Genomic DNA, 24,482 nt, shown 5'->3' with positions numbered 1-24,482 from the left:
ATGTCGCCGGAACCCGCGTCGGCCCCGCCGCCGAAGTGCTCGGCGGCGGGGCTGCGGTTCCCGTCTTCTGCTGTCAGGACAGGGCCTTGACGGACGCCTGGACCTTGGTCAGCACGCCCTGCGGGAGCGGCGCGTAGCCCTTGTCGGTCAGGATCTTCTGGCCGTCCGCGCTGGAGGTGTAGGTGAGGAAGGACTTGACGAACTTGCCCTGCTCGGAGGGCAGCCCCTTCTCGCACGCGATCTCGTAGGTGACCAGGACGATCGGGTAGGCGCCCGGCTCCTTGGTCGCGTAGTCGATCTTCAGGGCGACGTCGTTGCCGGTGCCGGTGACCTGCGCGCCGGCGACGGCCTTGGACGCGCTGTCGGGCGACAGCTCGGCGAACTCGCCCGCGCCGTTCTTGACGTGCGCGGTCTGCAGCTTGTTGTTCTCCGCGTACGACAGCTCCACGTAGGAGATCGCGCCCGCGGTGCTCTTCACCTGGCTGGTGACGCCGTCGGACTTCGGCGCGCCCTGGCCGGTGGCGTTCGGCCACTTCTTGGCCTTCTCCCACGTCCAGGTCTTCGGCGCGGTGGTGTGCAGGTAGTTCGTGAAGTTCTCGGTGGTGCCCGACTCGTCCGACCGGTAGATCGGCTTGATCGGCTGGGACGGCAGCTTGGCGCCGTCGTTCTCCTTGGCGATCGCCGGATCGTTCCAGGTCTTGATCTTGCCGGAGAAGATGCTGGCGAGCGTCTCGGGCGAGACCTTGAGGCCGTCCACGCCCTGCACGTTGTACACGACCGCGATCGGGCCGACGACCATCGGCAGGTTCAGCGCGTTGCTCCCCTGGCAGCGCTTCTGCGCCGCGGCGGCCTCTTCGGGCTTGAGGGACGAGTCGGAGCCGGCGAACGCCACCTGCCCGCTCGTGAACGCCTGGATGCCCGCCCCCGAGCCGCTCGGGTTGTAGTTCAGGTTGGCGCCCGCGCACTTGGACGAGTAGAGCTTCGTCCACTCCTCCATCGCGTTCTTCTGGGCGCTCGACCCGGCAGCGTTGACGCTGGCCTTCGCGCAGTCGATGTCGCCGGACGGCGCAGCGCTCGAGCTCGCCGTCGTGTTGTTGTCGCTCCCGCAGGCGGAGAGGGCCAGCGCCCCCGCTACGACCACACCGCCCAGGGCAGCGAGTCGGGAACCGTTCTTCACCGGAGGGTCTCCTTGAGTTTCGTCGGGCGGGTCCCCCGAGCCGCCGCGGCCCATGTCGACCGGACGACGGGTTCGCCGTCGAATGCGACGCTAGGCAGGCGAGGTGACCAGCCGCCCCGATCCAGGTGAACGGCAAATGAACGCAGACGAGCACAGTTGCGAAGAATGCCCCGATTTGCCGTGGCCGCCGGGTTAACATCGCAGCTCACCAGCCCAAAATCCCGGTCGAGACAACCCCGAGCAGGGTTGGCTGACCGGTATCCGGGTAACCACGGGTCTTCCGAGGTGACGGACGTCCACACGGCGGCCGGAGCACCCCGCGCCAGCCCCCTGCGCCAAGCGCTCACCCGACCCCGAGAGCGAGCGCGGTGAGACGCGCTACGCGGTGAGGCCGGCTACGCGGTGGGACGCGCTACGCGGTGGTGGCGTACATGACGTCTACGGCGTGGCGGGTGAAGCCCAATGACTCGTAGAGGCGGACGGCCGCCACGTTCGACTCGTCCACGTACAGCATGATCTGGTCCATGCCGATGTCGCGCAGGTGGTACAGGCCCCGCAGGGTGAGCGTGCGGCCGAGCCCGAGGCCCTGCGCGGAAGGGTCGACGCCCACGACGTAGACCTCGCCGACGCCGCCCGGGTGCACCTTCGTCCAGTGGAAGCCGGCGAGCCGGCCGTCCCGCTCGGCGAGGAAGAAGCCGCCCGGGTCGAACCAGTCCTCGGCCTCGCGCTCGCGGACGTCGTCCATCGTCCAGGCGCCCTGCTCCGGGTGGTCGGCGAACGCGCGGGCGTTCACCTCGAGCCAGGCGCCCTCGTCCCGTCCCGGCTCGAAGGCGCGGATCGTCACGCCCTCGGCGACGCGCGCCTCGGGCAGCGGATCGGCCGCCGGGCGCCGCATCTGGAACAGGGCGCGGGCCCGCCTCATCCCCTCGGCGGACGCGAGGGCGGCGGCGGCCGGAAGATCACCGTGCGCCCACACGCGCAGCGGCCCGCCGGCCTCGTCCCGCAGGGCGCGCAGCAGCGCCCGCCCGTACCCCCGGCGCCGGTGCTCCGGATGGACGACCAGCTCGCCCGCCGCGGGCTCCTCCCCGGACGCCGGATCGAAGTGGGCGTAGGCCACGACGGTCCCGCCGTCGGTCACCGCGAGCCCGGACCGGCCGCCCCGCAGGGCCAGCAGAGCGTGCTCCGACAGCGGCCCCACCCCGTCGGCGTCGGTCGCGGCCCTGGCCGACTCCAGCGCCCCGGCCACCTCGGCGTCCCCCAGCGTCCCGCGCGCCCGCAGCTCACTCACGCCCCACACCCTATGCCGACGCCACCCCCGCCAGACGAGCCCCTGATCCCGCGCACCCATACAGCCTCCGCCCCCCGACCAGCCCGCCCCTGGATCGCAGTTGCCGGCGGCACGGCTCCTGTTGGATTCGTCACAGAAACGTCATCAGGCTGCCGGGTCCCGTATGCCGGGCGAATCTAGCGTCCTCAGAATGATTCGACGACGCACCTTCCTGGCCTGCGCCGCAGCGGGGTTAACGGGCGTGGGCGTGACCGCGCAACCCGCCGCCGCGGGTCCCGCGCCGACCGCGTCCGTGCGGCTTCTCGCGCTGAACGACTTCCACGGCAACCTCGAACCCCCGTCCGGCAGCTCGGGGACGGCCATCGACGAGAACGGCGACGCCGTCCCCGCCGGTGGCGCGGCCTACGTCGCCGCCCACCTCAAGCGGCTGCGCGACCGCGACACCCTCACCGTCGCCCAGGGCGACCTGATCGGCGCCTCGCCGCTGATCTCGGCCGCCTACCACGACGAGCCGTCCGTGCAGTTCCTCGGCGACGCCGGCGTCACGGCGTCGGCGGTCGGCAACCACGAGTTCGACGAGGGCTACCAGGAGCTGCTGCGCATCCAGAACGGCGGCTGCCACCCCGTCGACGGCTGCTCCCCGGCGGGCCCCTGGCGCGGCGCGAAGTTCGACTACCTGGGTGCGAACGTCCTGCTGAAGAAGAACGACGGGCCCGCCGTCAAGCCGTGGACGATCCGCCGCGTCAACGGCGTTCGGATCGGCTTCATCGGCCTCGTCACCAAGACCACCCCGAGCATCGTCACGGCCGAGGGCGTCAAGGACCTGAAGTTCCAGGACGAGGTGGGCGCCGCCGACCGGGCCGCGCGCGAGCTGAAGCGCCGGCACGTCCGTGCGATGGTCGTACTCGTCCACGAGGGCGACCAGGTCAAGGCGGGCGAGCGGCCGGACGAGTGCGGCGTCGTGCCGGGGGCCGGGACGCGCATCGCCCAGCAGGCCGATCCCGAGATCGACATGGTGCTGTCGGGGCACACCCACCAGCAGTACCTCTGCTCGGTCAAGGACCCGGCGGGCAACGCGCGGCTGTTCTCCTCCGGCTCGTCCTTCGGCCGCGTCATCACCGAGGTGAACCTCAGGGTGAACCGGCGGACCGGCGACATCGTACGGTCCTCGGTCAGGGCCGACAACCACGTCGTGACGCGGGACGTCCCGCCGGACCCGGCGACGCAGGCCTTCGTGCGGACCTGGAAGGACCGGGTCTCCGTGATCGCCGACAGGCCCATCGGCAAGATCACCGCTGATCTGACCCGCGCCCCGTCCGCCGCAGGCGAGACCGCGCTCGGCGACGTCATCGCCGACGGCCAGCTCGCCGGGACGAAGGAGCTCGGCGCCCAGGTCGCGCTGATGAACCCGGGCGGCGTCCGCACCGACCTCGTCCACAAGGCGAGCGGCTCGGAGGGCGACGGGGTCGTCACCTACGGCGAGGCGTTCGCCGTGCAGCCGTTCAGCAACGTGATGGGCGTGACGTCGCTGACGGGCGCGCAGATCGACGCCCTGCTGGAGCAGCAGTGGACGGCCGCCGGTGAGAAGATCCTCCAGCCGTCGGCGAACCTGCGCTTCACCATCGACCGCGGCAGGCCCGCCGGCGACCGCGTCTCGGCGATCACCGTCGACGGGGCCCCGGTCGACCCGGCCGCCCCCTACAAGGTCGCGGCGAACAACTTCCTCCTCGGCGGCGGTGACGGCTTCTCCGTCTTCACCGAAGGCAAGGACCAGGTCCTCGGCCCCATCGACCTGGACGCGTTCGTCGCCTACTTCAGCGCCCAGGGCACGATCTCCCCGCCCGCCCTCGACCGCATCTCGGGTCAGTGACCGCGAACCCGGGTCGGTGAGCCGTGGCCCGTGTGCCGGGACGCCTTCGGGCGTCCGGCGCACGGGCCACGCGCAGGCCGGCCGGCGCTCCGCTCAGGGGCGGCCCCTGATATCAGGCGCCGAAGAAGTGGACGACGTAGTAGACGGCGGCCGCGACCGCCGCGGCGGCGGGCATCGTCAGGACCCACGCGACGAGGATGTTGCCCGCCACGCCCCAGCGGACCGCTGAGAGCCGCTTGGTGGCCCCCGACCCCATGATCGCCGAGGTGATCGTGTGGGTGGTGGAGATTGGAGCGTGCCAGATGAACGCGGTCGCGTACAGGACGATGGAGGCGGTCGCCTCGGCGGCGAAGCCCTTCGGCGGATCGACCTCGATCACCTTGCGGCCCAGCGTGCGCATGATGCGCCAGCCGCCCGCGTAGGTCCCGGCCGACAGCGCCCCCGCGCACGCGATGATGACCCACCAGGGCACCGAGTTGCCGTCCGAGTGCCCGGTCGTGACCAGTGCGAGGACGATGATCCCCATGGTCTTCTGGGCGTCCTGCAGCCCGTGCCCGAGCGCCAGGGACGCCGCGGACATGGTCTGCGCGATGCGGAAGCGGCGGCCGACGCGGCTCGGGTTCGACCGGCGGAAGATCCACAGGATCGCGACCATCGCCAGGTAGGCGAGGCAGAACCCGACCACCGGCGACACCACCATCGGCACCGCGACCTTGTCGACCACGCTCGACCAGTTGACGTCCGACAGCGAGGCCAGCCCGGCCCCGACGACCCCGCCGATCAGCGCGTGCGAGGACGACGACGGCAGCCCGAAGTACCAGGTGATGAGGTTCCAGGTGATCGCGCCCAGCACCCCGGCCGCGACGACGGTGAGGCCGTGCAGACCGCTCGGCGGCGTGATGACCTCGCTGATCGTCTTGGCGACGCCGACGCCGAGCAGGGCGCCGATCATGTTCATCGCGGCGGCCATGCCGAGCGCCACCCGTGGAGTGAGCGCCCGGGTCGAGACCGCCGTGGCGATCGCGTTGGCCGCGTCGTGGAACCCGTTGGTGTAGTCGAACACCAGGGCCACCACGACGACGAGGATCAGCACCGCCGTCTGCGCGCCCGACCGCAGCCCGAGCGCGCCCGCGATCATGACGACCAGCACGCCGGCCAGCAGGAGCAGCCAGGCGCGGCCGGTCACCCGGCGGGTCGCCTGCTCGCCCAGTGTCTCGGCGTTGGCCGGGGACTCTCGGGTGAGGGTGGCGCCGGGGTCCTCGGCAGCGCTCATGATTCCTTGACCGCTATGGTCTCGACCGTGTTCGCCACGTGCTCGAAGGCGTCGGCGGCGTCCTCCAGCCGGTCGATGACCTGCTTGAGCTTCAGCACGGTCAGGGTGTCGTACTCGCCGCTGAACAGCTGGGCCAGCAGCTTGCGGTACACCTGGTCGCCCTGGTTCTCCAGCCGGTTGATCTCGATCCAGTACTCGTTGAGCTCCTTCATCGACCGCAGCCGGGGCATGGCCTCGGCGGTCAGCTCGGCTGCGCGCTCCAGGACCTCGACCATGTGGACGATGCCCTTCGGGAACTCGTCGATCTTGTAGAGCACGACGAGGTCGGCGGCCTCCTCCATCTCGTCCATGACGTCGTCGATCGTGGAGGCCAGCCGGTAGATGTCCTCGCGGTCGAAGGGCGTGATGAACGTTTCGTTCAACCGTCGCATGATCGCGTGGGTGCATTCGTCGCCCGCATGTTCGCAGGCGCGCATCTTCTCCGCGATCGCCGCCCGGTCGGCGCCGTCGCTGATGAGTTCCACGAGCAACCTGGCGCCGGTGACCAGGTTGTTCGCCGAGTCGGCGAACATGTCGTAGAAGCTGTCCTCACGCGGCGTGAGACGCAAGCGCACGTCGTTCTCCTGAAGTGCCGGAACAGTCCGCTGAGGATCGTAGGCGCAACCAGCCGTAAAAAGAACCTTTGCCCCGGCTTCGGCTGCTGTCCGCCATCCTCTCACCTACAAGATTGCCCTAGATCAGGAGGTACATACCCCGCGAGAAGGCCCCTATCTGGAGGAAGGTTCGCCGGTTCGGGCCGTGCGGGCGCCCCGAGCGCGCCGACGGCGGTGACGATGAGTGAGATTCGTTACAGTGCCGCGACCTGGGCGGCGAGCTTCGGCGGTGCTGAAATGACGAACCGGGGACGCCCCGAAAACGGCGTCCCCGGTTACGGTGCTCAATCTCGTGGCGTCAGCTCACGTCGACCTGCGTCGCCGGACCGCACTCCTAGTACCATGTCGATCTCGGCGACGGTCAGCGGCCGCTCCGCCGCCGCCACCGCGCCGAGCATCTCGGCATAGAGTTCGATCTCGTCGAGCGCGACGCGGTCGTGGACGCGCATATCGAGGTTCTGGCGCACCGCGTCCACCTCCGTTCGTTCCCCACACCCGTCGTCGAGGCTACGCGTCTCGTCGCGGCGGGCACATGACCCAAGAGGGCCATTCGAGGGCCACCTCGGCCCCGTCCGTCCGGGGGAGGTCCGCATGCGCCGCCGGCCGGCCGGCCGCACGCACCGGTTTCGGGAGCCGCACCCCGGACTGGCTAGCCTTCCCAGGTGATGCCCGTCTGATGCGCATGACCCATGCCCAGGAGGGGAAAAGCGCGCGTACGGGCCGGTCACGGCCCCTACTGGAACCCCGGCGGCGTTCCCTGGTGGAAGCCTCCGAGCATCTGCTCCAGCGGCGATTCGGGCAGGTCGCGGACCGTCAGCCGGGCCACGGTCGCGGCGTTGACGTCGGCCCCCGCGAGCCGGGCCGCCTGCCGCGCCACCGTCTGCTCGAACAGCGCGCGGACCGTCCGGGCGTAGGCGAACTGCGGGTCGTCCCGCAGCCGCGAGAAGCGGTTGAGCAGCTCGACGCGCAGTTCCTCGTCCAGCATGTAGAGGTCGCGTTCGGCGTGGCTCTGGAAGAGCTGGACCATGTCGCGGTCGCCCATCCCGGTGAACTCCAGCGTCCGCGCGAACTCGGCGCGGAAGGCGGGGTTCCCCGCGAGGAAGCCCTCCATCTCCGCCGCCGGGCTGGAGCAGATCACCATGAACCTGGCCCGGCCCTGGCCCTCCGCGCCCCGCTTCATGTGCCGCAGCAGCTCCCCCACCACGGCGGGTGACCGGTCGAGCAGGTACGCCTCCTGGATGAGCAGTACGCCGCCGAGCGCCTGCTCGACCATGCCCGCGACCCGGTTCTCGGTGTCGACCCGGTCGCGTCCCGCCAGGTGGACGGGACGGCAGGCGACCACGTGCCCGGAGTTCAGCAGGCCGAGCGCCGCGTAGATGCCGCCGACGAGGCCGGCGACGGTCGTCTTCCCGGTGCCGGGCGGCCCGGTGAAGACCAGGTGCCGCGCGTCGCCGCCGGACATCCCGTACCGGGCCCGGTCGGCCGCGAGCCCCGCCTCATCGGCCAGTTCCGCCACGGCCGCCTTGACGTCCTCCAGGCCGGTGAGCTGTTCGAGGCGGTGCAGGTAGCCGTCGATGTCGCCGGGCGGGCGCAGCGCGGGCTCGATGCCCTCGGCGACGCCCGCGAGATCGTCCGGGGTCAGCACGAGCCGGTCGTGGGACGCTCCGGCGCGCTCCATGTTCCGCTGGGCCGCCTGGTCCAGGTAGGCCTCGACCAGCCGGGCGTTGACCAGGTCGCCGGGCCCGCGCAGCCGCTCCAGGTCGGCGCGGACCGTCTCCAGGGCCGCCGCGCCGATCGTGACGCGCCGCTCCTCCGCCAGCAGGTGCAGCAGCGTCATCCGGTTGTCGAGGTCGCCGAAGTCGGGCAGCCGGTGGACGCGGAACGCCTGCACGAGCTTCGGGTGGTCCTGGAGCAGCCGCTTGTAGGCGCGCGGCTCGCAGGTCGCGATCACCGGCGTGGTGTTCACCGGGTCGCGGCGGGCGCGGCGCACCGCGCCGACGAGGGCCGCCGGGTCGGACGCGCCGGCGACGGCCACGTCCAGCCGCTCGAACAGGATCACCGGGCCGGGCTGCCCGAGCAGCTGCCCGAGCCGCTCCGGCGGCGCGTTGCGGACGTCCTCGGCGTCGTGCGCGCGGATCGACCCGTCGCCGAGGCCCGCGTTGGCCAGCGTCAGCGCGATCATCCGGGCGAGCCGCCGCTGCCCCGAGTGCGGCGCGCCGACCAGCAGCACGCCGGGGACGCCGGACCTGATCGAGCTGGGCGCGCCGTCCACGCGGGTGCGCTCGACGTCGTCGTCCGACGAGGCCCTCCACTCCTCGGCGTGCGCCTTCAGGTCACCGAGGAGCACGGCCGCGTCGTGCTCGCCGTACACGAAGCCGAACCCGAACCGCTCCAGGACGCGGCGGGTGCTGCGGTCGCTCGGCGGCGGGATCTCGTGGACGGGCTGGTCCGGCGACGGCGTGTCGTCCAGGAAATCGAAGCCGCCGACCATCGTGCCGGACATGACCTTCGTCCCCGGGCCGCCTCCGGGAGCGGGCGGCACGGGGTTCGGCGGCACGGGGTTCGGGGGCACGGGGCTCGGGGGCACGGCGTTCGGGGGCACGGGGTTCGGCGGGGCTGGGTTGGGCGCGTCTTCGAGGTCGCCTGGGCCGAGGATGCGCGTCCCCGGCGGCTGGCCCTGCTGCTGACCCGGCTGGTTCGGCTGGCCCTGCTGGTGCTGCTGGTGCTGCTGGTGCTGCTGCGGGGGGCCGCCCTGGCCCTCCATGCGGGTCGCGTACGGGTCGAACGCCTGCGGCTCGGGCGCGGGCGGCGCGGGGTTCGCCGCGCCCGGCCGGACGTTCGGCTGCGCGTTCGGCTGGGGCGGCGGAGCGGCGCCCGCCGCCTGGTACCCCAGCTGCGTGTACGGAGGCACGAAGTTCTCGTCCTGCTGCTCCTCCTCCGGAGGGGAGAAGCCGCCGAGCTCCTGCGGGGGCGCGACGGGCTGGGCCGGCGGCGAGGGCTGCGCCGGGCTCTGCATGGGCGCGGGGCTCTGCATGGGCGCGGGCGGCGCCGGATTCTGCATGGGCGCAGGGGGCGCCGGGTTCTGCATGGCCGCCGGAGGGGCCTGGTGCTGCGCGGGCGCGGGCGGCGCAGTACCGGCACGCTGGAAGCCCAGCTCGGTGTACGGCGGCGCGACGTTGCCCTCGTCCTTGCCCTCCTCGGCGGGCGAGTGGCCGCCCATCATCGGGTCCGGGGACGCGAACCCGGGGGCGGGCGGGGAGGGGAACGCCGCCTGCTGGCCGGGCGCGGGGCCCTGGGCGTGCCCGGCGGCCGGGCCGGGCGCGTTCTCCCAGCCGGGCTGCGCGGGCGGCTGGACGAACGGGCGGCCGGGCTCGGACGGCGCGAAGTGCGCCCCGGACGCCTCCTGCGGCGACGCGCCGGGGGCGATCCCGGGCTGGCTCGGCATGTTGAACGGCGCCGGCTGCGGCGCCGCGGAGTTGGGCGGCGGTGTGTTCGTCGGCGCGGCGGCCGTGGCGCGGGCCCGGTTGCGTCCGATGATCCCGGCGACGACCGCGGTCGGGACGGGGAAGCCGCGCGGACGGGCCGGCATGCCGCCGAGCCGGCACCACGCCAGGTCGACCTCGTACATGGCGGCGAGCAGCGACTCGGCCCCCGGACCCGATCCGGCGGCGGACCGCAGCGGCTCCGGAAGCCGCATGTCCTGCGGCCAGAGCCGGCGCAGCGGATGGCCCTTCTGCTGCGACACCGCCTGCACGGTGTAGCGGATCTCCGGGTCCAGCCAGGGCACGATCGTGCCGACCATGTCCTTGCGGACGACGTCGAGATCGGCGGCGAGCAGGGCGGCGGCCACGAGCCGGGGCTCGATGTAGGCCGGTTCGGCGGGGTCGCCCGACAGGTCGGCTATCAGCTCGCTGAGCGTGTAGAAGGCGTGCCGGAAGTTGTCGCCCGGGGAGCTCTCGTTCCTCAGCGCGGGCACGAGGTTGGGCGGGCAGCGCGTCAGCCACTGCTGGACGATCGCCTGGTCGCCGTAGGGCAGCGCCCCGTAGTCGACCGTCGGGTTGGACAGGGTGGTGCCGAGGATGGCGAGCAGCGCGTCCGCCCTCACCTGGAACCGGACGTCGTCGCGGAGCGCGCTGGCGACGGCCCACATCGTCCGCAGGACGACCACCGCGGCGTCCACCCGGCTGGCGCGCAGCCGCTCGGCGTAGAGCGCGACCAGCGACTCCAGGGCGGGCGGGGTGAGCCAGCGCGGGCCGTCCACCTCGGGGAGGGGCCTCGCGCGGTAGGGCTTCCACAGGTCGAGCATCTGGGCGTCCAGCCGCGAGTCGAACGCGGGCGCGGCGGAGCACCACAGCATCACGCCCCAGGCGACGGCGACGGTGGACGGCGTCTCGCTCGTGAACTCCCGCCACCAGTGCGGGTAGTCGGGCGCCGCCAGCGTGGCCGCGGACTCGACGGTCGAGCGGACCCGCGAGGTCAGCTCGGTGGCGAACCCGTGCGCGACGAAGGGCAGCCCGGACGGCGGGTCGTAGGAGAAGTCGGGCCCGGCCGGGATGACGTGCGGCGGCAGCGCCGGGACCTGCCCGGCCCCCTGCTGCGCGGGCCTCGCGGCCATCCGGACGGAGGGGATGCGCGGCGGCGGGCACAGGTACCACTGGCCGTCGGCCGGGTGCAGCCGGTACCAGCGGGCCCACGCGCCGAACAGCCACCACGTCCCGTCGGGCAGGACGAGCATGCGGCCGGCGATGGCGTGATGGCGCTGCTGCGGAGGCGCCGACGGCCACCACGCGGCGGCCACCATCGCCCTCGTGTCGCGCTCTGCCTCCGTGAACGGATCGTGCCCCGCAGGGGGGCTCGGCGGCGGAGCACTGCCATAGCCCGGTCCCCACACCACGATGGTCATCGTAGTCAGCAGAATCCGGCCGAGGCTCCCCCGAGCGCCCCCTTCTCCGCGTTTTCGCAGGTCAGGGGTTTATGAGAGGCAGGGAAACAGGCGCGCCGGGTAAGGCCGGGCGCACTGGGCGGCGCTGTTCAGTCCCACTGGGCGGTGCGGTGCCGGTCGGCCTTCTGCATGTAGACCTCGGGCGTGTACCGCAGGACGGCACGGTCGTCGTCGGTCAGCTCCCGGACGATCTTGCCGGGGGTACCCGCGACGAGCACCCCGGACGGGATCTTCTTGCCGGGCGGGACGAGCGCGCCGGCGGCGATGAGCGTCCCGGAGCCGATGCGGGCGCCGTTCAGCACGATGGCGCCGATGCCGATGAGCGAGCCGGTCTCGACGTGGGCGCCGTGCACCATCGCCTTGTGGCCGAGGCTGACCCGGTCCTCCAGGACCGCCGGCATGCCGGGGTCGGAGTGCATGCAGCAGAGGTCCTGGATGTTGCACTCCTCGCCGACGACGATCTCCTCGTCGTCGCCGCGCAGCACCGAGCCGTACCAGACGCTGGACGCGCGGCCCAGCGTCACCCGTCCGACCACGACCGCGCCGGGCGCGACCCACGCGGTGGGGTCGATCTTCGGCCGGTCCTCGCCCAACGCTCCCAGGTAGCTCATGGCGCCGATGGTAGCCGCGCCGCATCCCGAAGAAGGCGCGCCGCATCCCGAAGAAGGCGCCCCCCGGTGAAGCGATTTATCCGTAGATTGGATAGTTTGTCGCGCACGCCCGTGTGACGAAACGGCAGCGAGAAGTGCGTTCCGGTTGCGCGAATGGGGTGGACCGGACAAGAGTCGTCCTGACGTTTCCCACCGTGGGCCGCTCACCGGCGGGTGAGGATCGCATCTCAACCGACCCTGACGGGGCGCCGACCCCCGCCAACGACCCCCAAGGCATCATGAGCAACGAAGCCGAAATCCTGCCGAACCTCCTCCAAGAAGAGTCCTTCGAGATCGTCATGCGCGGCTACAACCGCCGCCAGGTCGACGACTACATCGCCCGCGCCCAGCAGAAGCACCGTGAACTAGAGGCGCGGCTCGCCCGCGCGCAGGACGAGGTCGAGCGGATCCGCCGCGAGATGGCCGAGGTCCGGGAGGCCCGCAAGCCGACCGGCGACGACCTGAGCGACCGGCTCCGGCAGATCATCAATCTGGCCGAGGACGAGGCCCGGGAGAAGCTGGCCGAGGCCGAGGCCAAGGGCGGCGAGATCCGCGAGGACGCCGAGCACGAGTCCAAGCGGATCATCGACGAGGCCCGCGGCCACGCCGACCGGAACCTCGCCCAGGCGCAGGAGAAGGCCGAACACCTGCTCGCCTCCGCCAAGAAGGAGTCCGACAGCGTCCTGTCGTCGGCCAAGCAGGAGGCCGAGCAGACGGTGACCAGCGCCCGGTTGGAGGCCGAGCGCACCCTCACCGCGTCCGAGCGCCGCGCCAGCGTGATCAACGAGGGCGCCACCCAGCGGCTCACCGCGCTCACCAAGAACCACACCCAGGCCCTCCAGCGCCTCACCGAGATCAGCGACACGCTGCACCGGCTGCTGACCGCCGAGAACGAGGCCGGTCCGCTGGAGAAGATGGTCGAGGACGCCGTCCGGCAGAGCCCCGCGCCCCGCGCCCAGGCCAAGCAGGCCCCGCAGGCGCAGCCCGCGTCCGCGCCTGGGGCGAAGCCCGCACCGGCTCCCGCCAAGCCCGCGGCCGCCAAGCCCGCCCCTGCCAAGCCCGCCGTCCCCGCCGCTCCGGCACAGGCCAACCCGGCACAGGCCAACCAGGCGCAGACCAACCCGGCGCAGGCCAACCCGGCGCAGACCAGCCCGAACCCGGCGAACCCTCCGCAGACGCCCCCGGCACAGGCCAACCCGGCACAGTCCGCCCCGCCGCAGGCGAGCCCGCCGCAGACCGCGCCGCCGATCAAGAAGCCCGAGCCGGCCCCGGCCGCCGACGCCCCCAAGCCGCAGGTCCCGCCGCAGGCCAAGCCCGCCCGCACGGACGAGAACTCCGGCGGCCCCGCGACCACCCCCATCCCGCCGCAGCAGCGCGGCCCCATCGAGCTGTAGAGCGAGACCGAGCTGTAGAGCGAGCACGCCGTCGGGCGGTGCGCCGGGTCCTGAGCAGGCCGGGCGCACCGCTCGACGCGTTCAGGGGATCCGGCGTTATATAGGATCTTCAACGTGAGCAAACGGACCCATCCGCGCGGAACCGCCCGCCCGGTCAGGCTTCTCGGCGATCCGGTCCTGCGCACCGAGTGCGACCCGGTCCGGACGTTCGACGCGTCCCTGGAGCGCCTCGTCGACGACATGTTCGTCACCATGTACGAGGAGGACGGCGCCGGCCTCGCCGGCAACCAGATCGGCGTCGGCCTGCGGATCTTCGTCTACGACGTCGAGGACGACCGCGGGCGCCGGCACGTCGGCCACGTCGTCAACCCGGTGCTGGTGGCCGCCGACGGCGAGCTGGTCGTCGAGTCGGAGGGGTGCCTTTCGGTCCCCGGCCTGCGTTTCGACACCCCCCGGTACCGGCACGCCGTCGTCGAGGGCGTGGACGTGAAGGGCAGGCCCGTCCGCGTCGAGGGCACCGGCTACTTCGCCCGCTGCCTCCAGCACGAATGCGGGCATCTGGCGGGCAAGGTCTACATCGACGTCCTGTCCGGGGACGCCCGGCGCGAGGCGATGCGCGCGATCCGGGCCCTCCGCGAGTAGGCGCCGGCCCCGGGCCGGACGCGCGGGCGCTCAATCTGGACACGGCCGCATTCAGGGGACGTTCAGGTTGGGATGGCACCCTCTGCGATGATGTGGAGGGGGACTGTGCCAGTGGTCGAACGTACGGCGAACGGCGGCAGGGCGGCGGAGGCGACGCTGCTCGTCGTCGAGGACGAGCCCAACATCCTGGAGCTCCTCGCCGGCAGCCTGCGCTTCACCGGTTTCGAGGTGATCACCGCCACCAACGGCGCGGACGCGGTGCGGTCGGCGCGGCGGCACCGCCCGGATCTGATCGTGCTGGACGTGATGCTGCCCGACATCGACGGCTTCGACGTCGCGCGGCGGCTTCGGTCCGGCGGGGACCACACCCCGGTGCTGTTCCTGACCGCGCGGGACGCCGTCCAGGACCGGATCAAGGGCCTGACGATCGGCGGTGACGACTACGTCACCAAGCCGTTCAGCCTGGAGGAGGTCATCGCCCGCATCCGGGCGGTGCTGCGGCGGTTCCGCGGCGGCGCGACCGAGCCGCCGGCGCGCATGGTCTTCGCCGACGTCGAGCTGGACGAGGACAGCCACGAGGTGTGGCGCGGCGGCAGGCCCGTCCAGCTGTCGCCGACCGAGTTCAAGCTGCTGCGCTACTTCATGGCGAACGCGGGCCGGGTCGTGTCCAAGGCGCAGATCCTCGACCACGTGTGGAACTACGACTTCCGCGGCGACGCGGGCATCGTCGAGTCGTACGTGTCCGCGCTGCGCCGCAAGGTCGACAACACCGAGCCGCGGCTGATCCACACGCTGCGCGGCGTCGGCTACGTGCTGCGCGAGCCGTCGAGAACGGGCTGATGGCCACGCGGGCCCCGGCGGCGGCCGCCTCTCCGGCGGGGGGCCTCGCGCGGCTGTGGGCCCGCACGTCGCTGCGCGTCAAGCTGATCGCCGGGATGCTCGTCCTGGTCACGCTCGGCATGACGGTGATGAGCGCGGCGGGCGCGTCCGTGCTGCGGCAGTACCTCGTCGGACGGGCCGACGACCAGCTGCGCGGTTCGGTGGGGCGGGCGATCGACCAGGTCGTCCCGCAATTGGAGAGCGGGCAGACGCGGATCACCGTGCGGATCCCGAGCGAGATGTACGGGCAGGTCCGCACCACCGACGGCCGCTCGCTCGGGCAGAACGAGGCGTGGAGCGAGGCCGGCCATCCGCGCCTGCCGTCCGACCTGAACAAGCACGTCGACCGGCCGTTCACCGTGACCGGGACCGGCGGGTCGACGTGGCGGATCCTGGCCGAGCCGATCCCCGGCGGCGCGGTGATCGTGCTCGCGTTCAGCCTGGAGGAGATCGACCGGACCGTGCAGCGGCTGGTGGTGATCGACGCCATCGTCGGGCTCGCCGTGCTGGCCGTGCTGGCGGTGGTCGGCGTCGGCGTCGTCCGGGCCAGCCTGCGCCCGCTGTCGGCGGTGGAGGAGACGGCGGGCGCGATCGCGGCGGGCGATCTGTCCCGGCGCGTCCCGGAGGCGGACCCGGGGACCGAGATGGGCCGGCTCGGACGGTCGCTGAACACGATGCTCGGGCAGATCGAGGCGGCGTTCGGTGCACGCGCGGAGTCGGAGGCGGCGGCCCGGCGCTCGGAGGAGGCCGCGCGGCGCTCGGAGGAGACGGCGCGGCTCTCGGAGGAGCGGATGCGGCGGTTCGTCGCGGACGCCAGCCACGAACTGCGCACCCCGCTGACCGCGATCCGCGGGTTCGCCGAGTTCTACCGGCAGGGCGCGGCCCGCAGCCCCGCGGAGCTCGACCGGCTCATCGGCCGGATCGAGGAGACCGCCTCCCGGATGGGCCTGCTCGTGGAGGACCTGCTGCTGCTCGCCCGGCTGGACCGCCAGCGCCCGATCGAGCGGCGCCCGGTGGACCTGCTCGCCGTCGCCGCCGACTCTGTCCAGGAGGCGAGAGTCCTGGCACCCGAGCGCACGATCGACCTCACCGTGGAGGGAGGGCTGGCGTACCAGGTGCTGGGGGACGAGCCGCGGCTGCGGCAGGTCCTGGGCAACCTGCTCGCCAACGCCGTCACCCACACCCCGGAGGGCACGCCGGTCGAGGTGCGGCTGTCGCCGGGCACGCTGCGGGACGAGCCGGCCGCGGTCGTCGCGGTCGCCGACCAGGGGCCCGGACTGGCTCCCGACCAGGTGGAACGGGTCTTCGAGCGCTTCTACCGCTCCGACGAGGGCCGCTCCCGCGACGACGGCGGCGCCGGTCTCGGCCTCGCCATCGTCGCCGCGCTCGTCGCCGCCCACGAGGGCGTCGTCCGGGCCGACTCCACGCCCGGCGAGGGCGCGACGTTCTCGGTCGTCCTGCCTCTGGCGGACGACTAGGGACGGCGAGCCGGAAACACGTCGGCTATCGGAAACGTGGCGGCGATCAGGAAACACGGCCCCATTCAGGAAACGTTCAGGATCGTGGGTTCAAATGGATCCACAGGGCGCGCCCCGGTCTCGACGGGGAGCGGGAGGCCGCGCCCTGGCCAACTTCACCCCGACCGCCACAGTCCACCACGGCGGCACGGTCGGGAGGGCGGCTGGAGGGATGACCCTTCGGCCGCTTTTTCATGTCATGTGGGCGTTCAGCACACTTTCAGGTCGGCTCCAGGCGGCCTGCAGACCCGCGGCGCACTCTTCATGGTGAGAGAGCGACAGGGGGATCCGATGAACGCCGACCGGCCGCAGCAGCAGCCCTGGGAGCCCACCAGCCCCGGGGGGTCCAGCAGACCCGGCTTCGACCCTTACCCGCAGTGGGGTGACGTCCCGCCGCCGCGGCAACCGGCGGCGCCGCCCCGTCCGGGCATGTTCGAGGGGGGCATGTTCGGCGCGGGCGTGTTGGGCACGACGCGGCACAAGCTCGCCGCGGTGGGCGCCGCGCTGGCACTGGCCCTGGGGGCGGGCGGCGCCGGCGCGGGCGTCGTGCTGGCGCTGACGCACAAGAGCACCGTCTACGCGAGCCCGACGGCCGTGTCGGGGGTGTCGTCCAAGAGCACGACCGCGCAGGTCGCCGCCGCCGTCCAGCCGAGTGTGGTGTCGATCCAGGCGCAGACGGCGTCCGGCGTGGAGGGCGGCTCGGGGGTGGTCCTGCGCTCGGACGGAGTGATCCTCACCAACGCGCACGTGGTGTCGGGCGCCCAGCAGGTCGCGGTGAAGTTCAGCGACGGCAGGACCGCGTCGGCGCGGGTCCTCGGCACCGACAAGGCGGAGGACATCGCCGTGGTCAAGGCGCAGGGGGTGTCGGGCCTGAAGCCCGCGACGCTCGGCGCCGGCGGCCGCGTCTCGGCCGGCGACGAGGTCCTGGCCGTGGGCAGCCCGCTCGGGCTGGACGGCTCGGTGACGTCCGGCATCGTCAGCGCCCTGGGCCGCGAGATCCAGGAGGGCGACGACCAGCAGCAGCTCCCGCCCGGACTCCGGGGGCAGCTGTCTCAGCAGCAGCAGACCGTGATCAAGAACGCGATCCAGACGGACGCCGCCATCAACCCCGGCAACTCCGGCGGCGCGCTGGTGAACGCCGCGGGCCAGGTGATCGGCGTCAACACCGCCATCGCCACGTCCGGGAGCAGCGAGGGGAACATCGGGGTCGGCTTCGCCATCCCGATCGACGCCGCCAAGAAGGCCGCCGACGAGATCATCGCCGGCGCATCGGTCTGACCCGGGACGCCGTCCGGCCAGGGCTCTGGGGGGAGCGGGCGGCGGACGGCGCCCCGGGCAGGTAGGTCCTTCCGGCCGGGCCGGGCGGGAGGACCGGGCAAGGGAGAGCGGCCGCGTGACCTGCCTGTGAGTCACGCGGCCGCTCACATCCGTCCGGCGCCTCGCCCACTCGGGCCTGCGGTCAGCCCTGGTCCGGGGCCACGCCCCGGACGACGGCGGCCGGGCGGCGCTTCAGCTTGGCCAGCATGCGGCGCGTCCTGAGCAGGTAGTACTCGCGCGGCAGCGTGCGGACGCGCAGCGGGAGCCGCGGGTACACGAGTGCGATCACGCCGACCAGGAGACGGAACCGGCGTTCCCGTGCCGCGTTCCACGTCCACCCGTACTGCTCGCGGATCGGCGCGGGCATCAGCCCCGCGGTGAGCAGCCGGATCGCCGCCAGCCCGGGCGCGTGCAGCGGCCCGCCCGGAAGCCTCGGATCGAGCACCTGCTCGGCGATGGCCCGCGACGCGTCGGTGATCTCCAAGGTGCGCAGCATGCCCGCGTAGTACTCGCGGAACTGCGGGTAGGTCCCCGGCATCCGCTCTTCCGGGCAGCCGAGGATCGTCGCGTAGACCTTGGTCTGCCGGTAGAACTCCTCCAGCTCCGCGTCGGTGAAGGTCCGCCGGAAGACCAACTGGTAGAACTGCACCGCCACCGCGAACAGCGTGGCCGCGACCCACACCTGCAACTCAGGGTCGTTCGCCTCGTAGTCGGGGCCCGTGACGGCCGCGTGCCCCTTGGTGACCAGGGCGCTGAAGGTCTCGGCCTCCTCCCTCGTCCCGAACTGCACGGCGTAGAGCCAGCCCATGGTGTTCCGCAGCCTGCGCAGCGGGTCGTCCGCCGTGTAGCTGTGGTCGTAGACGCCCTGCGCCACCTTGGGATGCGCGGTCTGAAGCAGCGACGCGGCCCCGCCCGCGGCGATCAGCACGCCCTCCCGCGTGATGACGCGGATGAGGTCGTCGTCCCGGAAGAGCCCCTCATCGGCAGGGCCGTCGGCGGGGCCGTCGGCGGGGTCGTCGGCATGCTGATTGGCGATCACGGTCATGGCGACCAGTGTAAGTAAGTACTTTCAGTTGTCGCCAGTAGGGCCCGCGAGCCAGACGTCGCCGGAACGACGCGACGGCGGGGACGAGACGGGAGCGAGACGGGGCGATATTGAAGCGACTGGGCCGAGCCTTCCCTGCGACAATGGGGCCATGCCCGCCCAGATCCACGTCCGCGGCTCGGTCTCCATCCCGGAGTCCGAGCTCAGCTGGCGCTTCTCCCGCTCCTCGGGGCCGGGCGGGCAGCACGTCAACACCAGCGCCACCGCCGCCGAGCTCTCCTTCGACGTCGCGAACTCCCCGTCCCTCCCCGAGCCGCTGCGCGCCCGCGCCCTGGAGCGCCTGTCCGGCCGCCTGGTCCGCGGCGTCCTCATGATCCGCGCCGAGGAGTACCGCTCCCAGCAGCGCAACCGCGACGCGGCCCGGACCCGCCTGGCGACCATCCTGGGCGAGGCGACCGCCCCTCCCCCGAAGAAGCGCATCCCCAAGAAGGTCCCCCGCGGCATCAACGAGCGGCGGCTGGAGAACAAGAAGCGCCGCAGCAGCGTGAAGCGCCAGCGCAACGCCCGCTGGGACTGACCCCGCGGCGACAACGCAAGGCGCCGGAGACGCAGCGCGGGTTCTGATGGCGCAGTAGGCCGCGAGGTACCGGGGCGTCATGTGCGGCCGCCCGCCCAGGGGAGGCGCCGGGAGCCGCCGCGCCCGTTCGAGGTCGCCCGCGTAGTCGCCGCGTCCCTCGATCAGGGCGATGTTCGCCCGGATGGCGAGCGCCCGCGCCTGCAGGTCGGTGTCGCCGGCGGGCGAACCCGCCACAACGCCCTGTTCGGCTCAGCGGCGGAACAGGGCCTGGCTCGTCCCCATCATGATCCGGTCGTGCGGCCGCAGTGTCCGCATGACGGACTCCAGGACGGGCCGGGCCATCGAGACGCACCCCGCGGTCTGCCCCGCGCCGATGTGCATGAAGATCGCCGAGCCGTTCCCCTGGACGACCGGCGAGTCCGGAGGCCGGTTGTAGTCGATCACCACGGCCTGCCGGTAGGGGCCGTCCAGCATGATCTGCGAGAGGTCCTCGTCGGCGGGCAGGCACGCGCCGCGGTAGTAGCGGTTGTAGCGCCGGTCGCCGACCGTCGAGCCCCAGCAGTCGCCGCTCGCCCGGAGCCTCCGGTAGGGGAGGCGGGTCCCCGGGTCTCCTTCGCCGAACGCCTGGGTCAGGCTGTAGGAGCCGGTCGGCGACTTGCCGTCGCCCTCCCGCTTGGCGCCCGCTTCGGCGTACCCGTTCCGTCCCACATGCCCCGGTGCGGTCAGGAGCGCCTTCCACGAGCGCCCTACCCGGACGCATTCGGTGACGACCACCTCGGTCGTCCCGTACCCGGCCGCCACGGCGAACACCACATGCCGTGCCGCACCCGCCTCGTACCGCGTCTTCCCTTCGTCAAGGGCCCGGCAGGGATCCTCCGCGCTCTCCCGGGCGAACGCCTGTGGAGCCTGAACACCCGCCGCGACCAACACTGAAAGACAGGCGAGAACCCCCATGGCACCCGAACGCATGACGCCGCTCCCCGCTCCCCGAACAAGCACGCCGATGATCGCGTTCCGGTCCTACCCGTTCAGGGGCGTGCCGACCGTCTTCCAGGACGTGCCGTCGAAGTGCATCACCAGCCCGGTGACGGACGTCCCGGTGGCGGACGTCGTGCCGGCGAGCCACACGTCGTCCTCGGCCCGGACGTCCACGGCCGTGACGGATGAGGAGGGCGGCAGCGGGACCTTCGGGTCGACCCACGCGGTGCCCGTCCAGCGCAGCACGGCGCTCGGGCCGCCGGACGCGGCGTCGACGCCCGCGATGGAGTACGCGGTGCCGTCGGCGGCGGACACGGCGGTCGGGAAGCCCACCATCGGGTAGGCCACCTGGCTCCACTTGGTGCCGTTCCAGTAGAGGCCGAGGGTGCCGCTCAGGTTGTAGCCGAGGACCCACGCCTACTGGCGCTGGACCGGATCAGGACACCACGGAAACCGCAAAACGCCCGGAACCGTGAAGTTCCGGGCGCTCTGCGTACCGCCGCCCTGCCGGAGGGCACTCGTACCGGGGGCTACTCGCCCTTCCAGTTCGGCTTGCGCTTCTCGGCGAAGGCCGCCGGGCCCTCCTGGGCGTCCTTGGACATGAAGACCGGCAGGGTGATGTCCTGCTGCTTCTTCCACGCCTCGTCGGACGTCCAGTCCGCGGACTCGACGATGACCTTCTTGGTCGCCGCGAGCGCCAGCGGGGCGTTCTCGGCGACCTTCAGGGCCAGCTCCTTGGCCGCGGCGAGCGCGCCGCCCGGCTCGGCGAGCCGGTTGACGAACCCGAGCTCGGCCATCCGCTCCGCTGGGTACTTGTCGCCGGTGAGGGCGATCTCCATGGCGATGTGGAACGGGATGCGCTGCGGCAGCCGCAGCAGCCCGCCGCCCGCCGCGACCAGTCCGCGCTTCGGCTCGGGCAGCCCGAACTGGGCGTCCCGCGCCGCGACGATCATGTCGCAGGACAGCGCCACCTCGCAGCCGCCGGCCAGGGCGTAGCCCTCGACGGCGGCGATCAGCGGCTTGGCCGACGGGCGCTCGGTGATGCCGGCGAACCCGCGCCCCTCGACGGTCGGGTTGTCGCCCGTCAGGAAGCCCTTGAGGTCCATGCCGGCACAGAACGTCCCGCCCGCGCCGGTGAGGATGCCGATGGACAGGTCCTTGCGGGAGTCGAGCTCGTCGAGGGCCGCCGCGATCCCCTTCGCCACCTCGCCGTTGACCGCGTTGCGGGCCTCCGGGCGGTTGATGGTGATGATGAGGACCGCGCCGTCTTCTTCGGTCAGCACCGCGTCGTTGCCGGGGGGCGCGGGGGGTCGTCCCCCCTCGGGCGATACAGCATCGGTCATTCAGGGCCTCACTTCGGCTGGAAGCGGATACCGCCGTCGAAGCGGATGGTCTCGCCGTTCATGTAGTCGTTCTCGATCAGGGACTTGACCAGGTGGGCGAACTCCGACGCCTTGCCCATCCGCTTCGGGAACGGGACGGGGGCGGCGAGCTTGGCCTTGAACGCCTCGGCCGCCTCGCCCTCGCCGTAGATCGGGGTGTCGATGATGCCGGGGCAGATCGTGTTGACCCGGACGCCGATCGCGGCGAGGTCGCGCGCGGCGGGGAGCGTCATGCCGATGATGCCGCCCTTGGACGCGGAGTAGGCGAGCTGCCCGGTCTGCCCCTCGATGCCGGCGATGGACGCGGTGTTGATCACCACGCCGCGCAGGCCGTCCTCGTCGGCGGGCTCGGTCTTGGAGATGGCCGCGGCGCCGATCCGCATGAGGTTGAAGGTGCCGATCAGGTTGATCCGGATGACGGTCTCGTAGGACGCCAGGTCGTGCGGGGTGCCGTCGCGGTTCACGGTCCGCGACGCCCAGCCGATGCCGGCGCTGTTGACGATGACGCGCAGCGGGGAGCCGGAGTCGACGGCGGCCTGCACCGCCGCCTGCACCTGCTCCTCGTTCGACACGTCCGTCTTGACGAAGACGCCGCCGATCTCGTCGGCGAGGGCCTTGCCCTTGTCCTCGTTCAGGTCGGCGATGACCACCTTGGCGCCTTCGGCGGCCAGCGCGCGGACGGTGGCCTCACCGAGGCCGCTCGCGCCACCGGATACGACGGCGGAAACTCCGTTCAGGTCCATAAGCGACACCTTACGTGAGGGACCGAATGTGGTTCGGGGTGATGCTATCCAGACGCCGCCGCGCGCTCTGCTCACACCCCTGCGGATCGCGGACGCACGGTGTTGGACAGGACGCACGGTGTTGGACAGGACGCACGGTGTTGGACAGGATGCACGTCTTGCACAGCACCCACGTCTTGCCCGGGCGACGAAGTTACTCGGGAGTCACAATAGAGAACGTTTGCTGCCCCCTGGCAAGGGCACCCGAACCCCATGAGCGAGCGTCCCGCACAGAGCCAGTCCTACCCCGGGCGAACCAAGGACATGACGCCCGAACCTCGCGACGAGATGCGCGGCTACACCGGCAGCGGCCTGCTGGACGGCCGGCGCGCACTGGTCACCGGCGGCGACTCCGGCATCGGCCGCGCGACGGCCGTCGCGTTCGCCAAGGAGGGCGCGGACGTCGCGATCACCTACCTGGAGGAGGACGAGGACGCCCGGCACACCGCGGGCCTCGTCGAGGCCGCCGGCCGGCGGTGCGTGACGTTCGGCGGCGACCTGGCCGAGGAGCGGCACTGCCGGGAGGTGGTCCGGCACACCGTCCGCGACCTCGGCGGGCTCGACCTGCTCGTCCTGCACCACGGCACCCAGACGCCGGTGAAGGACGTGCGCGAGATCGACGACGCCCAGCTCCGGCGGACGTTCGAGGTGAACGTGTTCTCGCTGTTCTGGACCGTTCAGGAGGCCCTCGACCACCTGGGCCCCGGGTCATCCGTGATCATCACGGGGTCCATCAACGGGCTGCGCGGCAACAAGACGCTCATCGACTACTCGGCCAGCAAGGCGGCGGCGATGGCGCTGACCACGTGCCTCGCCCAGAACCTCATGGACCGCGAGATCCGGGTCAACTGCGTCGCGCCCGGCCCGGTCTGGACGCCGCTCATCCCCGCCACGTTCGACGAGGAGAAGGTCGAGGACTTCGGAAAGCAGGCCCCGATGGGACGCGCGGCCGACCCCGACGAGATCGCGCCGTCCTACGTCTTCTTCGCCTCCGACCGCCAGTCGTCCTACTACACCGGGCAGACCCTAGTCCCCGCCGGCGGTGAGATCCACCCGGGCTGAGGGAGTTCCGATGACGGAGCTGCGACGCAGCGATCTGAGCGAGCCCGGATTCGGACGCCGGAAGTGCGGCAAGGGGTTCGTGTACCTGGGGCTCGACGGCCGGACCCTGGCCGACCCCGAGGAGAAGGCGCGGATCAAGGCCCTCGTCATCCCTCCCGCGTGGAAGGACGTCTGGATCTGCCCCGACTCCGACGGCCACATCCAGGCCGTCGGCACGGACGCCGCCGGGCGCCGCCAGTACCTCTACCACGACGCCTGGCGGGAGCAGCGCGACCGGGAGAAGCACGACCACGTCCTGGAACTGGCCGAGCGGCTGCCCAAGGTCCGCCACACGCTCGGCGAGTACCTGGCCGAACGCCGCTACACGCGCGAGCGGGTGCTCGCGGCGGCCGTCCGCCTCATCGACCTCGGGTTCTTCCGGATCGGCGGGGAGGCGTACGCGGCCGAGAACGGCACCTTCGGGCTCGCGACCGTCCTGCGCGAGCACGTCACCTGCGGGCGGGACCGGGTGACGTTCGACTATCCCGCCAAGGGCTCGAAGGACCGGTACCAGGCGGTCGCGGAAGAGAACGTGTGCAAGGTGGTGAGCGGGCTCAAGCGGCGCGGCGACGACTCGCCCGAACTGCTCGCCTACCGGACGCCCACCGGCTGGCACGACGTCACCACGTCCGACATCAACGAGTTCATCCGCGAGGTCACCGAGGGCGACTTCACCGCCAAGGACTTCCGGACGTGGCACGCCACCGTCCTCGCGGCCGTCGGGCTCGCGGTGTCGGTGCGCGCCGGGGACAGCGAGACCGCCCGCACCCGCGCGGTCGTCCGCGTCGTGAAGGAGGTCGCGTCCTACCTCGGCAACACCCCGGCCGTGGCGCGGGCGTCCTACATCGACCCCCGCATCATCGACCTGTACGAGGAGGGCACGACGATCGCGCCCGCCCTCGGGCGGCTCGGCGTGGACGTCGCCGAGGGCGAGCTGGCGACGCAGGGGCCGGCGGAGCAGGCCGTCCTCGACCTGCTCCGCGCGGCCTCCTGAGTCCGTCCGGTCAAGGGGCCG

21 protein-coding genes are annotated in these 24,482 nt (G+C 72.3%); 9 read left to right on the top strand and 12 right to left on the bottom strand.

Annotation, left to right across the window (positions count from 1 at the left end):
• Positions 1–73: 73 nt before the first annotated feature.
• Together pstS and mshD are read right to left on the bottom strand one after the other, a co-directional pair.
• Entirely contained in the window at positions 74–1,177 is a 1,104-nt protein-coding gene (gene pstS / locus BKA00_RS32240) for a phosphate ABC transporter substrate-binding protein PstS (RefSeq protein WP_185031455.1), read from the bottom strand.
• 412 nt (positions 1,178–1,589) lie between these two features.
• Positions 1,590–2,465 (bottom strand): mycothiol synthase, encoded by an 876-nt coding sequence (gene mshD, locus BKA00_RS32235; RefSeq protein WP_420829702.1) that lies wholly within the window; start codon positions 2,463–2,465, stop codon positions 1,590–1,592.
• Positions 2,466–2,712: 247 nt separating this feature from the next.
• Between mshD and BKA00_RS32230 the strand changes: the two genes are divergently transcribed.
• Positions 2,713–4,335, top strand: coding sequence for a bifunctional metallophosphatase/5'-nucleotidase (locus tag BKA00_RS32230; protein WP_230298816.1), 1,623 nt, complete (start codon positions 2,713–2,715; stop codon positions 4,333–4,335).
• A 112-nt stretch (positions 4,336–4,447) separates the two neighbouring features.
• Here BKA00_RS32230 and BKA00_RS32225 read toward each other — a convergent pair whose 3' ends face one another.
• From BKA00_RS32225 to BKA00_RS32205, 5 genes are all read right to left on the bottom strand, one after another.
• On the bottom strand, positions 4,448–5,473 hold the full coding sequence (locus tag BKA00_RS32225; RefSeq protein WP_185035084.1) for an inorganic phosphate transporter: 1,026 nt from the start codon (positions 5,471–5,473) through the stop codon (positions 4,448–4,450).
• A gap of 131 nt (positions 5,474–5,604) precedes the next feature.
• A complete protein-coding gene (locus BKA00_RS32220; protein ID WP_132199943.1) occupies positions 5,605–6,222 on the bottom strand; it encodes a DUF47 domain-containing protein in 618 nt (205 codons plus the stop codon).
• Between the two features lie 323 nt (positions 6,223–6,545).
• Positions 6,546–6,737 (bottom strand): hypothetical protein, encoded by a 192-nt coding sequence (locus BKA00_RS32215; protein WP_185035401.1) that lies wholly within the window; start codon positions 6,735–6,737, stop codon positions 6,546–6,548.
• Between the two features lie 257 nt (positions 6,738–6,994).
• Complete coding sequence (locus tag BKA00_RS32210; protein WP_185031451.1) at positions 6,995–11,164, bottom strand: AAA family ATPase; 4,170 nt, start codon at positions 11,162–11,164, stop codon at positions 6,995–6,997.
• Positions 11,165–11,292: 128 nt separating this feature from the next.
• Positions 11,293–11,814 carry a gamma carbonic anhydrase family protein gene (locus tag BKA00_RS32205; RefSeq protein ID WP_185031450.1) on the bottom strand — a complete coding sequence of 174 codons (522 nt, stop codon included), beginning with the start codon at positions 11,812–11,814 and terminating at the stop codon, positions 11,293–11,295.
• 278 nt (positions 11,815–12,092) lie between these two features.
• Here BKA00_RS32205 and BKA00_RS32200 point away from each other — a divergent pair, with 278 nt between their 5' ends.
• The 5 genes from BKA00_RS32200 (at position 12,093) to BKA00_RS32180 (ending at position 17,563) form a co-directional block, all read left to right on the top strand.
• The gene (locus BKA00_RS32200) at positions 12,093–13,247 is read left to right on the top strand and encodes a DivIVA domain-containing protein (protein WP_230298817.1); all 1,155 of its coding nucleotides are present in this window, start codon (positions 12,093–12,095) and stop codon (positions 13,245–13,247) included.
• Positions 13,248–13,361: 114 nt separating this feature from the next.
• Positions 13,362–13,889 (top strand): peptide deformylase, encoded by a 528-nt coding sequence (def, locus tag BKA00_RS32195; protein ID WP_185031449.1) that lies wholly within the window; start codon positions 13,362–13,364, stop codon positions 13,887–13,889.
• A gap of 111 nt (positions 13,890–14,000) precedes the next feature.
• Complete coding sequence (locus BKA00_RS32190; RefSeq protein ID WP_230298818.1) at positions 14,001–14,729, top strand: response regulator transcription factor; 729 nt, start codon at positions 14,001–14,003, stop codon at positions 14,727–14,729.
• Positions 14,729–16,246 (top strand): sensor histidine kinase, encoded by a 1,518-nt coding sequence (locus BKA00_RS32185; protein ID WP_185031447.1) that lies wholly within the window; start codon positions 14,729–14,731, stop codon positions 16,244–16,246. The genes BKA00_RS32190 and BKA00_RS32185 overlap by 1 nt, the downstream gene beginning before the upstream one ends.
• A 330-nt stretch (positions 16,247–16,576) precedes the next feature.
• The gene (locus BKA00_RS32180; protein ID WP_185031446.1) at positions 16,577–17,563 is read left to right on the top strand and encodes a S1C family serine protease; all 987 of its coding nucleotides are present in this window, start codon (positions 16,577–16,579) and stop codon (positions 17,561–17,563) included.
• Positions 17,564–17,744: 181 nt separating this feature from the next.
• Here BKA00_RS32180 and BKA00_RS32175 read toward each other — a convergent pair whose 3' ends face one another.
• Positions 17,745–18,647, bottom strand: a complete 903-nt coding sequence (locus BKA00_RS32175; protein WP_185031445.1) for an oxygenase MpaB family protein — start codon at positions 18,645–18,647, stop codon at positions 17,745–17,747.
• Between the two features lie 151 nt (positions 18,648–18,798).
• Between BKA00_RS32175 and arfB the strand changes: the two genes are divergently transcribed.
• A complete protein-coding gene (gene arfB, locus BKA00_RS32170) occupies positions 18,799–19,224 on the top strand; it encodes an alternative ribosome rescue aminoacyl-tRNA hydrolase ArfB (RefSeq protein ID WP_185031444.1) in 426 nt (141 codons plus the stop codon).
• A 249-nt stretch (positions 19,225–19,473) separates the two neighbouring features.
• Here arfB and BKA00_RS32165 read toward each other — a convergent pair whose 3' ends face one another.
• From BKA00_RS32165 to BKA00_RS32150, 4 genes are all read right to left on the bottom strand, one after another.
• On the bottom strand, positions 19,474–20,037 hold the full coding sequence (locus BKA00_RS32165; protein ID WP_185031442.1) for a L,D-transpeptidase family protein: 564 nt from the start codon (positions 20,035–20,037) through the stop codon (positions 19,474–19,476).
• 207 nt (positions 20,038–20,244) lie between these two features.
• Positions 20,245–20,550, bottom strand: coding sequence for a hypothetical protein (locus BKA00_RS32160; protein WP_185031440.1), 306 nt, complete (start codon positions 20,548–20,550; stop codon positions 20,245–20,247).
• Between the two features lie 182 nt (positions 20,551–20,732).
• Positions 20,733–21,545 carry a crotonase/enoyl-CoA hydratase family protein gene (locus BKA00_RS32155; RefSeq protein ID WP_221493388.1) on the bottom strand — a complete coding sequence of 271 codons (813 nt, stop codon included), beginning with the start codon at positions 21,543–21,545 and terminating at the stop codon, positions 20,733–20,735.
• 8 nt (positions 21,546–21,553) lie between these two features.
• A complete protein-coding gene (locus BKA00_RS32150) occupies positions 21,554–22,327 on the bottom strand; it encodes an SDR family oxidoreductase (RefSeq protein WP_185031438.1) in 774 nt (257 codons plus the stop codon).
• A 303-nt stretch (positions 22,328–22,630) separates the two neighbouring features.
• Between BKA00_RS32150 and BKA00_RS32145 the strand changes: the two genes are divergently transcribed.
• Both BKA00_RS32145 and BKA00_RS32140 read left to right on the top strand, forming a co-directional pair.
• Complete coding sequence (locus BKA00_RS32145; RefSeq protein WP_420829701.1) at positions 22,631–23,428, top strand: SDR family oxidoreductase; 798 nt, start codon at positions 22,631–22,633, stop codon at positions 23,426–23,428.
• 10 nt (positions 23,429–23,438) lie between these two features.
• A complete protein-coding gene (locus BKA00_RS32140; protein WP_185031434.1) occupies positions 23,439–24,461 on the top strand; it encodes a DNA topoisomerase IB in 1,023 nt (340 codons plus the stop codon).
• The last annotated feature ends 21 nt before the right edge of the window (positions 24,462–24,482 follow it).

Source organism: Actinomadura coerulea, assembly GCF_014208105.1.
Taxonomy (GTDB): Bacteria; Actinomycetota; Actinomycetes; order Streptosporangiales; family Streptosporangiaceae; genus Spirillospora; species Spirillospora coerulea.
The sequence above is the reverse complement of the archived record's forward strand: the minus strand, read 5'-3'. Positions and strand labels throughout refer to the sequence as shown.